This window comes from Streptomyces sp. NPDC058671, from assembly GCF_042716475.1.
In the GTDB taxonomy this organism is placed as follows: Bacteria; Actinomycetota; Actinomycetes; order Streptomycetales; family Streptomycetaceae; genus Streptomyces.
The window spans coordinates 14,124-28,049 of sequence record NZ_JBHXSA010000034.1; the positions used below are offsets into that span (position 1 = coordinate 14,124).

The 13,926-nt window shown below is 71.9% G+C and carries 13 protein-coding genes and 1 riboswitch; of the genes, 4 read left to right on the forward strand and 9 right to left on the reverse strand.

The window, feature by feature from the left end; genetic code table 11:
* Positions 1–210: 210 nt before the first annotated feature.
* From ACFWV2_RS30430 to ribD, 8 genes are read right to left on the reverse strand one after another with little or no spacing between them, the layout of a single operon-like run.
* Positions 211–666 carry a PH domain-containing protein gene (locus tag ACFWV2_RS30430; RefSeq protein WP_384409843.1) on the reverse strand — a complete coding sequence of 152 codons (456 nt, stop codon included), beginning with the start codon at positions 664–666 and terminating at the stop codon, positions 211–213.
* Positions 667–698: 32 nt separating this feature from the next.
* Positions 699–1,547: an ATP phosphoribosyltransferase gene (hisG, locus tag ACFWV2_RS30435; protein ID WP_384409845.1), complete on the reverse strand. Its 849-nt coding sequence runs from the start codon at positions 1,545–1,547 to the stop codon at positions 699–701.
* A 48-nt stretch (positions 1,548–1,595) separates the two neighbouring features.
* Positions 1,596–1,877, reverse strand: a complete 282-nt coding sequence (locus ACFWV2_RS30440; protein WP_148005002.1) for a phosphoribosyl-ATP diphosphatase — start codon at positions 1,875–1,877, stop codon at positions 1,596–1,598.
* A gap of 35 nt (positions 1,878–1,912) precedes the next feature.
* A complete protein-coding gene (gene ribH / locus ACFWV2_RS30445; RefSeq protein ID WP_360792703.1) occupies positions 1,913–2,398 on the reverse strand; it encodes a 6,7-dimethyl-8-ribityllumazine synthase in 486 nt (161 codons plus the stop codon).
* A gap of 36 nt (positions 2,399–2,434) precedes the next feature.
* Complete coding sequence (locus tag ACFWV2_RS30450) at positions 2,435–3,751, reverse strand: bifunctional 3,4-dihydroxy-2-butanone-4-phosphate synthase/GTP cyclohydrolase II (RefSeq protein ID WP_384409848.1); 1,317 nt, start codon at positions 3,749–3,751, stop codon at positions 2,435–2,437.
* Positions 3,748–4,341, reverse strand: a complete 594-nt coding sequence (locus ACFWV2_RS30455) for a nicotinamide riboside transporter PnuC (RefSeq protein ID WP_384409904.1) — start codon at positions 4,339–4,341, stop codon at positions 3,748–3,750. Before ACFWV2_RS30455 ends, ACFWV2_RS30450 begins: the two co-directional genes overlap by 4 nt.
* 44 nt (positions 4,342–4,385) lie before the next feature.
* Entirely contained in the window at positions 4,386–4,994 is a 609-nt protein-coding gene (locus ACFWV2_RS30460) for a riboflavin synthase (RefSeq protein WP_384409850.1), read from the reverse strand.
* Between the two features lie 2 nt (positions 4,995–4,996).
* Positions 4,997–6,109: a bifunctional diaminohydroxyphosphoribosylaminopyrimidine deaminase/5-amino-6-(5-phosphoribosylamino)uracil reductase RibD gene (ribD, locus tag ACFWV2_RS30465; RefSeq protein WP_384409852.1), complete on the reverse strand. Its 1,113-nt coding sequence runs from the start codon at positions 6,107–6,109 to the stop codon at positions 4,997–4,999.
* Between the two features lie 175 nt (positions 6,110–6,284).
* Positions 6,285–6,414: riboswitch (FMN riboswitch) on the reverse strand.
* 243 nt (positions 6,415–6,657) lie between these two features.
* Between ribD and ACFWV2_RS30470 the strand changes: the two genes are divergently transcribed.
* Positions 6,658–9,027: a chitinase C-terminal domain-containing protein gene (locus ACFWV2_RS30470; RefSeq protein WP_384409854.1), complete on the forward strand. Its 2,370-nt coding sequence runs from the start codon at positions 6,658–6,660 to the stop codon at positions 9,025–9,027.
* A 153-nt stretch (positions 9,028–9,180) separates the two neighbouring features.
* On the opposite strand, the gene ACFWV2_RS30475 is transcribed toward ACFWV2_RS30470, so the two are convergent.
* Positions 9,181–10,305, reverse strand: coding sequence for an ROK family transcriptional regulator (locus tag ACFWV2_RS30475; RefSeq protein ID WP_384409856.1), 1,125 nt, complete (start codon positions 10,303–10,305; stop codon positions 9,181–9,183).
* 107 nt (positions 10,306–10,412) lie between these two features.
* On the opposite strand from ACFWV2_RS30475, the gene ACFWV2_RS30480 reads away from it, so the two are divergent.
* From ACFWV2_RS30480 to ACFWV2_RS30490, 3 genes are all read left to right on the forward strand, one after another.
* Positions 10,413–11,633 (forward strand): MFS transporter, encoded by a 1,221-nt coding sequence (locus ACFWV2_RS30480; RefSeq protein ID WP_384409858.1) that lies wholly within the window; start codon positions 10,413–10,415, stop codon positions 11,631–11,633.
* A gap of 117 nt (positions 11,634–11,750) precedes the next feature.
* On the forward strand, positions 11,751–13,151 hold the full coding sequence (locus ACFWV2_RS30485; protein WP_384409860.1) for a uracil-xanthine permease family protein: 1,401 nt from the start codon (positions 11,751–11,753) through the stop codon (positions 13,149–13,151).
* Positions 13,152–13,224: 73 nt separating this feature from the next.
* Positions 13,225–13,923 (forward strand): DUF5995 family protein, encoded by a 699-nt coding sequence (locus ACFWV2_RS30490; RefSeq protein ID WP_384409862.1) that lies wholly within the window; start codon positions 13,225–13,227, stop codon positions 13,921–13,923.
* Positions 13,924–13,926: the final 3 nt, after the last annotated feature.

Consider the following 13,926-nt stretch of genomic DNA (forward strand, 5'->3'; position numbering starts at 1 on the left):
CGGGTCGAAGGGGGGTGGCCTCGCGGGCCGTGTCGTCGGCCCTGCACACGCGAGGCGGTGGTGCCGCTCGGCACCACCGCCTCCAGGGTAATCACGTGCGGGCCCCGAGGGGCAGGGGGCCGGCTCCGGATGGGGGACGGACGGGGGTTCCACCGGAGGGGATCCGTCCGGTGCGCCCCGAGGTCCTTCCCGTGGACCCGGAGGGCCGGGTCAGGCCGGCCGCTCCGCGCCCGTCCCGTGCGCCTGGGCCAGGGCCCGCAGGGCGCGGGCGTCCCGGATGGCCGCTTCCTTGGCGATACCGGGCTGGATGCCGAGCGCGGGCAGGCTGGTGCCGTCGCTCAGGTCCAGGAAGACCCAGGCGTCGCCGGGGCGCAGGTTCACCTTGAGGATCTCCGCCCAGGCGAGGCGCCGCGTCCGGGTGATGTTGACGACCGTGACGCCCTCGTCGTCGGCGACGACCTTGGGGCGGCTCAGGAGCACGAGCACCCCCGACAGGAGCGCGGCGGTGAGGATGAAACTGGCGCGCTCCCCCGGTCCGAGCCGTTCCAGCATCAGCGCCACGGCGGTGATGACGACGAACATCACGAGCCCCACGGTCAGCAGGACGGCCCGGGTGCGCCCGGGACGGAAGGTGACCGGAAGGGCGGGGAGGGAGGGCTCGGACATCGGGGGTTCCTCGGGGCGGACGGTCCGTGCCGTCAGAGGCGGCAGGCGTGGATGGCGGTGGTGAGGATGGCGCGGGCGCCGATCTCGTACAGGTCGTCCATGATCCGCTGCGCCTCCTTGGCGGGGACCATCGCACGGACCGCGACCCAGCCCTCGTTGTGCAGCGGGGAGATGGTCGGGGACTCCAGGCCGGGGGTGAGGGCGACGGCCTGCTCCAGGTGCTCGGCGCGGCAGTCGTAGTCCATCATCACGTACGAGCGGGCGACGAGGACGCCCTGGAGACGGCGGAGGAACTGCTGGACCTGGGGGTGGTCGTCCTCGGCGCCGTGGCGGCGGACGACGACGGCCTCGGAGGTCAGGATCGGCTCGCCGATGACCTCAAGACCCGCGTTGCGCAGGCTGGTGCCGGTCTCGACGACGTCCGCGATGACCTGGGCGACGCCCAGCTGGATCGCGGTCTCGACGGCGCCGTCCAGGTGGACGACGGAGGCGTCGATGCCCTGGTCGGCGAGGTGCTTGGCGACGATGCCCTCGTAGGAGGTGGCGATCGTCATGCCGCCGAAGTCCTCGGGGCCGCTCGCGGTGCCCGGCCGGGTGGCGTACCGGAAGGTGGAGCGGCCGAAGTTCAGCGCGAGGATCTCCTCGGCGCTGGCGCCGGAGTCCAGGAGCAGGTCACGGCCGGTGATGCCGATGTCCAGCTTCCCGGACGCGACGTAGATCGCGATGTCCTTGGGGCGCAGGTAGAAGAACTCGACCTCGTTGTCGGGGTCGATGACCACGAGCTCCTTGGACTCCTTGCGCTGGCGGTAGCCGGCCTCATGGAGCATTGCCGACGCAGGTCCGGAGAGGGAACCCTTGTTGGGAACGGCGATGCGCAGCATGGGGTGGGCTTCCTTTGCCTGGGAGTTTCGGAGAGGGGGACGCGTGGCTCAGAGGTGGGCGTAGACGTCGTCGAGGGAGATCCCGCGGGCGACCATCATCACCTGGACGTGGTACAGCAGCTGCGAGATCTCCTCGGCGGCGGCCTCCGTGCCCTCGTACTCGGCGGCCATCCAGACCTCGGCGGCCTCTTCGACGACCTTCTTGCCGATGGCGTGGACGCCCTTGTCCACCAGCTCCGCGGTGCGGGAGGTGGCCGGGTCGCCGGTCTCGGCCTTGAGCTTGAGCTCGGCGAAGAGCTCTTCGAAGGTTTTACGGGTTCCGTTCGCCATGATGGTCCTAAGAGTACGGGGTGAGGGTCGCGCACTCAGCGCCAGGGTTCGCTGACCGTACGCAGCGTGGTCGCGGTGGCGACGGCGGCGGTGACGGCTTCGTGGCCCTTGTCCTCGCGGGAGCCTTCGAGTCCGGCCCGGTCGAGGGCCTGCTCCTCGTCGTCGACGGTGAGGACGCCGAATCCGACGGGTACGCCGGTGTCGATCGAGACCTGGGTGAGGCCGTGGGTGACGCCCTGGCACACGTACTCGAAGTGCGGCGTTCCGCCGCGGATGACGACGCCGAGCGCCACGATGGCATCGTAGCCGCGGCCGGCGAGGACCTTCGCCACGACCGGGAGCTCGAAGCTGCCGGGGACCCGCAGCAGGGTGGGCTCCTCGATGCCCAGCTCGCTCAGGGCGCGCAGGGCTCCGTCGACGAGACCGTCCATGATCTTCTCGTGCCACTGGGCCGCGATGACCGCCACCCGCAGGTCGCCGCAGTTCTTCACGCTGAGGACGGGTGCGCCCTTGCCGCTCATGTTTCTCCTTGCCGATGTTCGGTCGTACGTAGGTGGTTACTGGTTGCCGCAGGTGGAGGCCGGGGGGCCGTCCAGCCAGGGCAGGTCGTGGCCCATCCGGTCCCGCTTGGTGGTCAGGTACCGGAGGTTGTGCTCGCCCGCCGTGACCGGCATCGGCTCGCGGCTCCGGACCGTGAGGCCGTACCGGGTGAGGGCGGCGATCTTGTCGGGGTTGTTGGTCATGAGGCGCAGGCCGCGGACGCCCAGGTCGCCGAGGATCTGCGCGCCGGCCGCGTAGTCGCGGGCGTCGGCGGGCAGCCCGAGTTCCAGGTTGGCGTCGAGGGTGTCGCGGCCGCGCTCCTGGAGTTCGTACGCGCGCAGTTTGGACAGCAGGCCGATGCCGCGGCCCTCGTGGCCCCGGAGGTAGACGACGACACCGTGGCCGGCCTCCTGGATCCGGTCGAGGGAGGCCTGGAGCTGGGGGCCGCAGTCGCAGCGCAGGGAGTGGAAGATGTCGCCGGTGAGGCACTCGGAGTGGACCCGGACCAGGACGTCCTCGCCGTCGCCGATCTCGCCGTGGACGAGGGCGACGTGCTCGACGCCGTCGACGGTGGAGCGGTAGCCGTACGCGGTGAAGTCGCCGTGCGCGGTGGGGAGCCGGACCTCGGCCTCGCGGCGGACGGTCGGCTCGGCGGAGCGCCGGTAGGCGATCAGGTCCTCGATGGAGATGATCGTCAGGCCGTGCTTGCGGGCGAAGGGGACCAGCTCGGGCAGGCGCAGCATGACGCCGTCCTCGCCGGCGATCTCGACGATCGCGCCGGCCGGGCGGAGGCCCGCGAGGCGGGCCAGGTCGACGGCGGCCTCGGTGTGCCCGTTGCGGGCGAGGACACCGCCGGCCTTGGCGCGCAGCGGGAAGACGTGGCCGGGGCGGACGAAGTCGGAGGGTTCGTGGGCGCCGCTCGCCAGCATCCGCAGGGTGGTGGCGCGGTCGGCGGCGGAGATGCCGGTGGTGACGCCGTGGGCGGGGCCCGCGTCGACGGAGACGGTGAAGGCGGTCCGCATCGACTCGGTGTTGTGCTCGACCATCTGCGGGAGCTGGAGGCGCTCCAGTTCGTCGTCCTCCATGGGGGCGCAGATGAGACCGCGGCACTCGCTCATCATGAAGGCGATGATCTCGGGCGTGGCCTTCTCGGCGGCGATGACGAGGTCGCCCTCGTTCTCGCGGTCCTCGTCGTCGACGACGACGACGGGGCGGCCGGCCGCGATGTCCCGGACGGCCTGCTCGACGGGGTCGAGGGCGAGGTCGGTGGCGTCCCAGAGGGAATCGCGTGCGGCTGCGGGCGGGGCGGTGGCGGGCGTCGGGCGGGCACTCATGCGTGGGCTCCCTTCAGAGCGGCGGGGGCGGTGCGCGTCCGGAGCCACCAGTCGCGCATGCCCCAGATCACGAGGGCGAAGTAGATGACGTACACCAGGCCGGAGAAGGCGAGGCCGCTGTTGAAGGCGAGGGGGACGCCGACGAGGTCGACGAGGAGCCAGGCGAACCAGAACTCGACCAGGCCGCGGGCCTGGGCGATCATCGCGACGAGGGTGCCGACGAAGATGTACGCGTCGGCCCAGGGGCTCCAGGAGAGCGACGGGTAGAGGGTGAAGAGCCCGCCGACGGCGAGGGTGCCGACGACCGCGCCGGCGAGGAGCAGGCCCCGCTCCTTCCAGGTGGCGAAGCGGACGGCGATGGAGCCGTCCTGGGCCTGCTGCCTGCCCTTGTTCCACTGCCACCAGCCCCAGGCGGCGACCCCGATGACGAGGAGCTGCTTGCCGACGCCGCCGGAGAGGTGGGCGGAGGCGTAGGCGCCGACGAGGATGACGCCGGAGAGCAGCTGGGCGGGCCAGGTGAGGATGGAGCGGCGCCAGCCGAGCGCGAGGGCTATGAGTCCGATCGTGTTGCCGATCATGTCGGACCACATGATGTGCTGGTCGAGGACGGTGAACGCCTCGGAGTTGAGCCAGTTCACTTGACGTTCTCCTTGGCGTCGGTGCCGAGCAGCCGCTCGACGTACTTGGCGATGACGTCCACTTCGAGGTTGACCGGGTCGCCGCTCTTCTTGATGCCGAGCGTGGTCAGGTCGAGGGTGGTGGGGATGAGGCTGATGGTGAACCAGTCGTCGGCAACCTCGACGACGGTGAGGCTGACGCCGTCGACCGTGATCGAGCCCTTCTCCACGACGTACCGGGAGAGGTGGGCGGGCAGGCCGACCTTGACGAGTTCCCAGTGCTCGGACGGGGTCCGCTCCAGGATCGTGCCGGTGCCGTCCACGTGGCCCTGGACGATGTGGCCGCCGAGGCGGCCGCCGACGGCCATGGGCCGCTCCAGGTTGACGCGGGAGCCGGTCTCCAGGGCGCCGAGGCTGGACCGCTTGAGGGTCTCGGCCATGACGTCGGCGGTGAACGCGCCGTCGCCGGACTCGACGACCGTGAGACAGACACCGTTGACGGCGATGGAGTCGCCGTGCTGGGCGCCTTCCGTGACCAGGGGGCCGTGCAGTCGGAAGCGGGAGGCGTCCTCCAGCTGCTCGACGGCGACGACCTCGCCCAGTTCTTCGACGATTCCGGTGAACACGGTCAGGCTCCCTTGGGGGTGGCGGTGATGCGGAGGTCGGGTCCGACGCGGGTGGTCTCGGTGACGTCGAGCCGCAACGCGTCGGTGATGGTGCCGATTCCCGCGTCGGCGAGGGCGGCGGGGCCCGCGCCGAGGAGGACCGGGGCGAGATAGCCGACGACCTGGTCGACGGCGCCCGCGGCGACGAAGGCGCCCGCGAGGGTGGGGCCGCCTTCGAGGAGGACGGAGCGGACACCGCGCGCGTGGATGGCGTCCAGGAGGGCGGGTACGGACAGGCCGCGCTCGGCCCGGGGGACGCGGACGATCTCGGTCGTGGCGGTCCCGGCACCGGTGGCCCGGGTGGTTTCGGGGAGCGGGCTCTCGGCGTCCTCCGCGATCGCGATCAGCGTGGGCGCCGCGTCGTCCAGGACCCGGGCGCCGGGTTTCACGGCGGTCGCCTCGGTGTCGACGACGACCCGCAGCGGCTGGACGGCTCCTTCGATGCCGCGGACGGCCAGATGGGGGTCGTCGGCGCGGGCGGTGCCGGATCCGACCACGACGGCGTCGGCCTCGGCGCGGAGCCGGTGGACGTCGGCGCGGGACTCCGCGGAGGTGATCCAGCGGGACGTGCCGTCGGCGGCGGCGATCCGGCCGTCGAGGGTGGCGGCGTACTTCCACCGGACGAAGGGGCGGCCGTGGCGTACGGAGGTGAGCCAGGCGATGTTGACCGCCTCGGCCTCGTCGGCGAGGAGACCCTGGGAGACCTCGGTCCCGGCGGCGCGCAGGGTGTCGGCGCCGCCCGTGGCCTGCGGGTTCGGGTCGCCGACCGCGTACACGACCCGGCTGATCCCTGCCTCGACGAGGGCCTGGGCGCAGGGGCCGGTGCGGCCGGTGTGGTTGCAGGGTTCGAGGGTGACGTAGGCGGTGCCGCCGCGGGCGAGGACTCCGGCCTCGCGCAGGGCGTGGACCTCGGCGTGGGGGCCTCCGGCGCGCTGGTGCCAGCCCTCGCCGACCCGGTGTCCCGAGGCGTCGGTGATGACGCAGCCGACGACGGGGTTGGGGCTGGTGGCACCGAGTCCGCGGGCGGCGAGCTCGACGGCGCGTCGCATGGCGGTGGTGTCGGCCTGCTGGGCCACCGGGTCCTCCTGCCTCTTCGGGCACGGACTCCGGGGCCTGTCGATGACGACAGAGAGCGGGAACGACACCTGGCGCAGGGTGCGCCGAGGCCGAGGTCGCACGGGTACGCCGGTCGGTGACGACACGGCGACCAGCGGACGTACGGCCGGCACACCCCGTGAGGGGTCGAGCCCGCCGCGCACTGCCTCCCATCCGGACTTTCACCGTCGGTCCAGGAATCTCACCTGGTCAACCGGCCGCTGGCTGCGGACGGGTCGCGGACTATACCGCCGGTTCGGAATTACACCGACCCCGGAGTGCGCTGCTGCTGATACAGGGCCAGTCTGCCACGACCCGCGCGAGGCGATGTGGCCGAATTCCTGTGGGCTGGCTCACACACCCTCTTCCCCGGCCTCTTTGGTCCAGACCTATTGACGCACTGGTCTAGTCCTCTTAATCTCCGTGTCACCTCCGAGGAACGGTCCGGCGGGGTGCGCACTCTCCGGGCCCAACACGACCCACCCCCTTGTTCGTTGTGTTCCACCACCTCTCCCAGGAGGAACCGATCGTGTCGTCCCCCCTCACGAAGAGAGCGTCCCTGCTCGCTTCCGGCGCCGCCGTCGCCGGACTGCTGCTCAGTTCGCTGGCCGGCGGCGTCTCGTACGCGGCCGACAACGAGTCCTGTCGCCCCGACGGGCTCTACAAGACCCCGGGCGTCGACGTCCCGTACTGCTCGGTCTACGACACCGAGGGCCGCGAGAAGATGGGCGCGGACCACCAGCGACGCGTCATCGGCTACTTCACCGGTTGGCGCGACGGCAAGAACGGCCAGCCCGCGTACCTGGCCAAGGACATCCCGTGGCAGAAGATCACCCACATCAACTACGCCTTCGGCCACATCGGCGGGGACAACAAGCTCTCCGTCGGCGCGGACGGTCCGGCCAACGCCGCCACCGGGATGACCTGGCCCGGCGTCGCCGGGGCCGAGATGGACCCCGCCTACGCCTACAAGGGCCACTTCAACCTGCTCAACAAGTTCAAGAAGCAGCACCCGCACGTGAAGACGCTGATCTCGGTCGGCGGCTGGGCCGAGACCGGCGGCTACTTCGCCGCCAACGGCGACCGGGTGAACTCCGGCGGCTTCTACTCGATGGCCACCAACGCCGACGGTTCGGTCAACCAGGCCGGGATCGACACCTTCGCCGCCTCTTCCGTCGACTTCATCCGCAAGTACGGGTTCAACGGCGTCGACATCGACTACGAGTACCCGACGACCATGAAGGACGCGGGCAACCCGCTCGACTGGCAGTTCGCCAACGCGCGCCGCGCCGGCCTCGTGCAGGGCTACGCGGCTCTCATGAAGTCCCTGCGCGAGAAGCTGGACAGGGCCGGCGCCGCCGACGGCAAGCACTACCTGCTGACCGTCGCCGCCCCCTCCTCCGGATACCTGCTGCGCGGCATGGAGACCTTCCAGGTGCAGAAGTACCTGGACTACGTCAACATCATGTCCTACGACCTGCACGGCGCCTGGAACGAGTACGTCGGGCCCAACGCCTCCCTCTTCGACGACGGCAAGGACGGCGAACTCGCCGCCGCCAACGTCTACGGCTCGGCGCAGTACGGCGGCATCGGCTACCTCAACACCGACTGGGCGTACCACTACTTCCGCGGCTCGATGCCGGCCGGCCGCATCAACATCGGCCTGCCGTACTACACCCGTGGCCACAAGAACGTGCAGGGCGGCACCGACGGTCTGTGGGGCAAGGCCTCCGCGGCCACCTGCCCGGCCGGAGCTGGCCTGACCAAGTGCGGTGACGGCGCCGTCGGCATCGACAACCTGTGGCACGACAAGGACACCAACGGCGTCGAGTCGCCCGCCGGCTCCAACCCGATGTGGCACGCCAAGAACCTGGAGAAGGGGATCGTCGGCGACTACGTCACCCAGTACGGCTTCCCGGCGAACACCACGCTGACCGGAACCTACACCCGCAAGTACGACTCGACCCTGGTCGCGCCGTGGCTGTGGAACGCGCAGAAGAAGGTCTTCCTCTCCACCGAGGACGAGCAGTCGGTGGCCGCGAAGGCCGACTACGTGGTCGCCAAGGGCATCGGCGGCACCATGGTCTGGGAGATGGCCGGTGACTACGCCTGGAACGCCGCCAAGGGCCAGTACGAGATGGGCTCCACGCTCACCTCGCTGATGTACGACAAGTTCAAGGCGGCCACCCCGTACGGCGCGAAGAAGTCGAACAAGGCGCTGCCGACCCAGGCCGTGAAGATCGACGCGCAGTTCACCGAGTTCAAGCTGGGCGACTCGAACTACCCGATCACCCCGAAGATCAAGATCACCAACAACACGGCGGCGACCCTGCCGGGCGGCACGGAGTTCCAGTTCGACTACGGCACCTCGGCCCCGGGCAACGCCTCCGACCAGTCGGGCTTCGGCACGAAGGTGATCAGCAGCGACCACACGGGTTCCAACGTGGGCGGCCTGAAGGGCGACTTCCACCGCGTCTCCCTGAAGCTCCCGGCCTGGCAGTCGCTCGCCCCGGGCGCCACGGTCGACCTGGCGTTCAACTACTACCTGCCGGTGTCCACCCCCTCCAACTGGACGGTGAACATCAACGGCACGACGTACGCCCTCGCCGGCGACCTGGCGCGCGGCACGACGGTGGTGGAGCCGGGCTCCACGACCCCGCCGACCACGCCTCCCACCACCCCGCCGACGACTCCCCCGACCACGCCTCCGACCACCCCGCCGACGACGCCGCCCACCACGGGCTGCACCGTCCCGGCGTACGTCGCGGGCACGGTCTACAACGCGGGCAACGAGGTCTCGCACAACGGCCGCAAGTGGAAGGCCCAGTGGTGGACCCAGAACGAGGAGCCGGGCAAGACCGGCGAGTGGGGCGTCTGGAAGGACCTCGGCGCCTGCTGACCCTCCCCTCCTGAACCCCCGGCGGCGGAATCCCACGGCCCTTGCCGTCGCCGGGCTCCCCTCCGCGCCGCGCCTCCCTGTCCGGGGCGCGGCGCGGGGGCGTTCCCCCGGCGAGCCGGACGGGTCACCTCTCCGGAACGGTCCGTCCCGCCGCTACGGGAACAGCTGGTCCTGCGCCGCATCGCGGGCCCGCAGGAGGGCGCCGCGCAGGACGGCCGTGTCGCCGAGGCTGGTGGGCCGGACCTCCGCGCGCAGGGGCGAGAGGGCCGCGAGGGCGGACTCCACGCGCGCGGCGAGTCCGGCGCCGCCCTGGTGGCCGGTCTCCCCGGCGAGGACCACACAGCCGGGGTCCAGGACGGAGACGATCGCGGCCGCGCCCACGGCCAGGCGGTGGGCGAGGGCGTCGAGGAAGGGCTCGTGTCCCGAGGTGAGCGCGTCCGCAGGGTCGAGCCCGTGCGCGGCGGCGAGGGCCTCGACGGCGGCCGCGCAGGCCAGTTCGTGGAAGCCGCCGTCGCAGCCGGTGGCCGAGGGCAGCCCCGAGGTGCCGGGCACGGGCAGGAAGCCGACCTCGCCCGCGCCGCCCGAGGCACCGCGGCGCAGCCGCCCGTCGAGGACGACGGCGGCGCCGACGCCCTGGCCGAGCCAGAGCAGGACGAAGTCCTCCCGGTCGCGGGCGGCGCCCTCGCGCAGTTCGGCGACGGCGGCGAGGTTGGTCTCGTTCTCGACGAGGACGTGGGCCGGCAGCCGCTCCTGGAGGACGGCGACCAGGCGCCGGTGCCAGGCGGGCAGTCCCGTGGAGTCGCGCAGTTCGCCGGTGGCCGGGTCGATGAGTCCGGGGGCTCCGACGGCGACGGTGTGCAGCCGGTCGGCGCCCGCCTCCTTCGCGGTCCGCTCCAGGAGGGTGACGGCCTTCTCGACGGCCGGTCCCGTGCCGCTGTCGTCGCCGACGGGGACGGACGCCTCGGCGAGGGTGCTGCCGAGCAGGTCGGCGACGGTGACGGAGACGGAGCGGGTGCGGACGTCGAGCGCGGCGAGGTGGGCGCGGTCGGCGACGAGCCCGTACAGCTTGGCGTTGGGGCCTCGGCGCTCGGCTCCGGACTCCCCCACCACATGGACGAGCCCCGAACCCTGGAGCCGTTCGACGAGGTCGGCGACGGTGGGGCGGGAGAGTCCGGTGAGGGCCTTGAGCTGAGTGGCCGTCAACGGGCCCTCGTCCTGGAGCAGTCGCAGGGCGAACCGGTCGTTGATGGCTCGTGCGGTGCTCGGGGATGCGGCCATGCGGCGATCCTCTCAGACTCGTGGGGAGGGGACCTCCCCCTGCGGTCTATTTATCAGGCAGGGTTCCTGATAGTTTACGCGGCACACCACGACCACCGGGAGGGCCCATGGCGGCGGACACCGTCACCAGCACCGATCGCCTGCGGCGGGCGCGCTTCGCCGTCGCCGCAGTGTTCTGCGTCCACGGCGCCGTCACCGGCAGCTTCGCGACCCGGATCCCCTGGATCCAGGAGCACGCGGGCGTGAGCCCCGGACAGCTGGGGCTCGCGCTCGCCTTCCCGGCGCTCGGCGCCTCGCTCGCGATGCCGCTGGCCGGGGCCATCGGCCACCGCTTCGGCGCCCGCACGGCCTTGCGCGGCCTGCTCGCGCTGTGGACGCTCGCCCTGACGCTGCCCTCGCTCGCCCCGAACATCTGGGGCCTGTGCGGAGCGCTCTTCGTGTTCGGCGCCACCGCCGGCATGTCCGACGTGGCGATGAACGCGCTCGGCGTCGAGACCGAGAACCGGCTCGGCAAGTCCATCATGTCCAGCCTGCACGGCATGTGGAGCGCGGGCGCCCTCATCGGCTCCGCCGCCGGCACGGTCGCCGCCCACCTCGGCGCCGACGCCCGGATCCACCACCTGATCGCGGCCCTGGTCCTCACCGCCCTCGGGCTGCTGTTCTGTCAGGGCGTGCTCGACGTGCACAGCACCCCGGACGAGGAAGCCCCGCCGCGCTTCTCGCTGCCGCCGAAGTCCGCGCTGGTCATCGGCGCCATCGGGTTCTGCGCGGTGTTCGCGGAGGGTGCCAGCCTCGACTGGTCGGCCGTCTACCTCCGGGACGAACTGGGCAGCTCCGCCGGGCTCGCGGCCGCCTCCACGACCGCCTTCGCGCTGACCATGACCGTCGCCCGCCTCGTCGGAGACCGGGTCGTGGACCGCTTCGGCGCGGTCCGTACGGTACGGGTCGGGGGCGCCGTCGCCACCCTCGGCGGGGTCATGGTCGTCCTCGCCCCGCACGCCGCCGTCGCCATGGCGGGATTCGGTCTGATCGGCCTCGGTGTCGCGGTCGTCGTCCCGCTCGCCTTCGCGGCGGCCGGGCGCAGCGGCCCCAACCCCAGCCAGGCCATCGCGGGCGTCGCCACCATCACGTACACCTCGGGTCTGATCGCCCCCTCGGCCATCGGCGGCATCGCCGACGCGACCTCCCTGGTCGTCTCCTTCGGCCTGGTCACCCTGCTCACCCTGGGGCTGGTGGTCGGCGCGGGCGTGCTCAGGTCGGCCGGCCGGAAGACGGCGGCGACCCCGGCGGCGCCCTCGGCGAAGACGTCCGGCCCGGTGGGCGGCTAGCCACCCACCGCGGGCAGGCGCACGGTCGGCGCCTGGTCCGGGCGGCGGCGCATACCATGTGGCTGATCTTCCGCGGTCACGCCACGGCCGCCGGAACCGGAGAACGGGAGCGACCTCATGAACCTCGGTGTGCGCTGGAGCCTGCACGGCGACGGGCGAACACCCGCTCCCGGAGCCGTCGTCCGCCCGGACGAACGGCTCTCCTGGCCCCGTACCGTCGGCCTCGGCGCCCAGCACGTGGTCGCGATGTTCGGCGCGTCGTTCGTGGCGCCGGTGCTCATGGGTCTCGACCCGAACCTGGCGATCATGATGTCCGGTGTCGCGACCGCGATCTTCCTCCTCGCGACCCGCGGCACCGTCCCCTCCTACCTGGGCTGCTCGCTCTCCTTCGTCGGCGTCGCCGCCGCCATCCGGGCCTCGGGCGGCACCAGCGCCACCGTGACCGGCGCGGTCCTCGTCGTCGGCGCGGTGCTCTTCCTCGCGGGTCTCGCGGTACGGAAGTTCGGCGCGCGGATCATCCACGCGGCGATGCCCCCGGTCGTGACCGGCGCCGTCGTCATGCTGATCGGCTTCAACCTGGCCCCTGTCACCGCCGCGACGTACTGGCCGCAGGACCAGTGGACGGCGCTCCTCGTGATGCTGTTCACCGGCCTCGCCGTGGTCTGCCTGCGGGGGTTCTGGTCCCGGATCGCGATCTTCCTCGGCCTGATCTTCGGCTACGGCATCTCCTGGGTCTTCGACCTCGTCTTCGGCAAGATCCATTCGATGTCACCGTCCGGCCAGGTCGGCGACCACTGGCGGCTCGACCTCTCCGCCGTCTCCGGAGCGGACTGGATCGGCCTGCCCTCGTTCCACGGGCCGAGCTTCGAGTGGTCCGCGATCCTGGTCGCGCTGCCCGTCGTCATCGCCCTGATCGCCGAGAACGCCGGACACGTCAAGGCCGTCGGCGAGATGACCGGCAAGCCGCTCGACGACCAGCTCGGCACCGCGATCGCCGCCGACGGCGCCGCCTCGATGCTGTCGACGGCCGTGGGCGGCCCGCCGAACACCACGTACTCCGAGAACATCGGCGTCATGGCCGCCACCCGCGTCTACTCGACCGCCGCCTACTGGGCCGCCGCCGGCTTCGCGCTCCTCTTCGGGCTCTGCCCGAAGTTCGGCGCGGTCGTCGCCGCCATCCCCGGCGGGGTCCTCGGCGGCATCACCGTGATCCTGTACGGCATGATCGGCCTGCTCGGCGCCCAGATCTGGATCAACGCCGAGGTGGACCTGCGCAACCCGCTCAACCTGGTCCCGGCCGCCGCCGGCATCATCATCGGCGTCGGCGGGGTGAAGCTGACCTTCACCGACACCTTCGAGCTGGGGGGCATCGCGCTCGGCACGATCGTCGTCATCACCGGCTACCACGTGCTGCGCGCCTTCGCCCCGGCGCACCTCAAGGAGCAGGAGCCCCTGCTCGACTCGGGGACCAGCGCGTACGAGAGCACGTCCGGCGACGGACCGGCGCCGAAGAACTGAGTGATTCGCCCGTTCTGGGGAAGCGTGGCCGAGGGTGTTCCCTCCCGGGCCCGGCGCCTGGGACGCTGCCCCCATGGCGCAGACCACGCACATCGGGCAGTTCACCGCGGTCGACCCGCTGGCCGAGCGGATGCGCGCCATCCGCTCGGCCTGGCATCCGGCGGACGGTGTCGCCGTCTTCAACCGGGTCTATCTGACGGTCACGGAGGAGATCGGCCACGCCATCGAGTCCGGCGCCTTCACCGACCGCCGGGCGGCCGCGACCCTCGACGTGCGCTTCGCCGAGCGCTATCTCTCGGTCGTCGACGCCGTCGCCACCGGCGGCCCCGCCCCGGCCTGCTGGCGGCCGCTCTTCCACTACCGGCGGCATCCCGGCGTACGGCCGCTGCAGTTCGCGCTGGCCGGCATCAACGCGCACGTCGGGCACGACCTCGCCCTCGCCGTGGTCGACACGTGCCGGGCCCTCGCGTGCGCTCCCGCGGATCTGGAGGACGAGTTCGACCGGGTCGGCGACATCCTCGTACTCCTGGAGGAGCGCATCCGCGAGGAGGTGATGCCGGGCCCGGACCTGCTGGAGATCACGGACCCGCTGACGCACCTGCTGGGCTGCTGGAGCCTGGACCGGGCCCGAGACGGGGCCTGGCTGGCCGCCCGCTCGCTCTGGCAGCTGCGCGAACTGCCCGACCTGGCCGAGGAGTTCAGGGAACGCCTCGACCGGTCGGTGGGCCTGGTGGGGCGGATGCTGCTCACCCCGCTGGCCCCGCGCGGCTGAGCC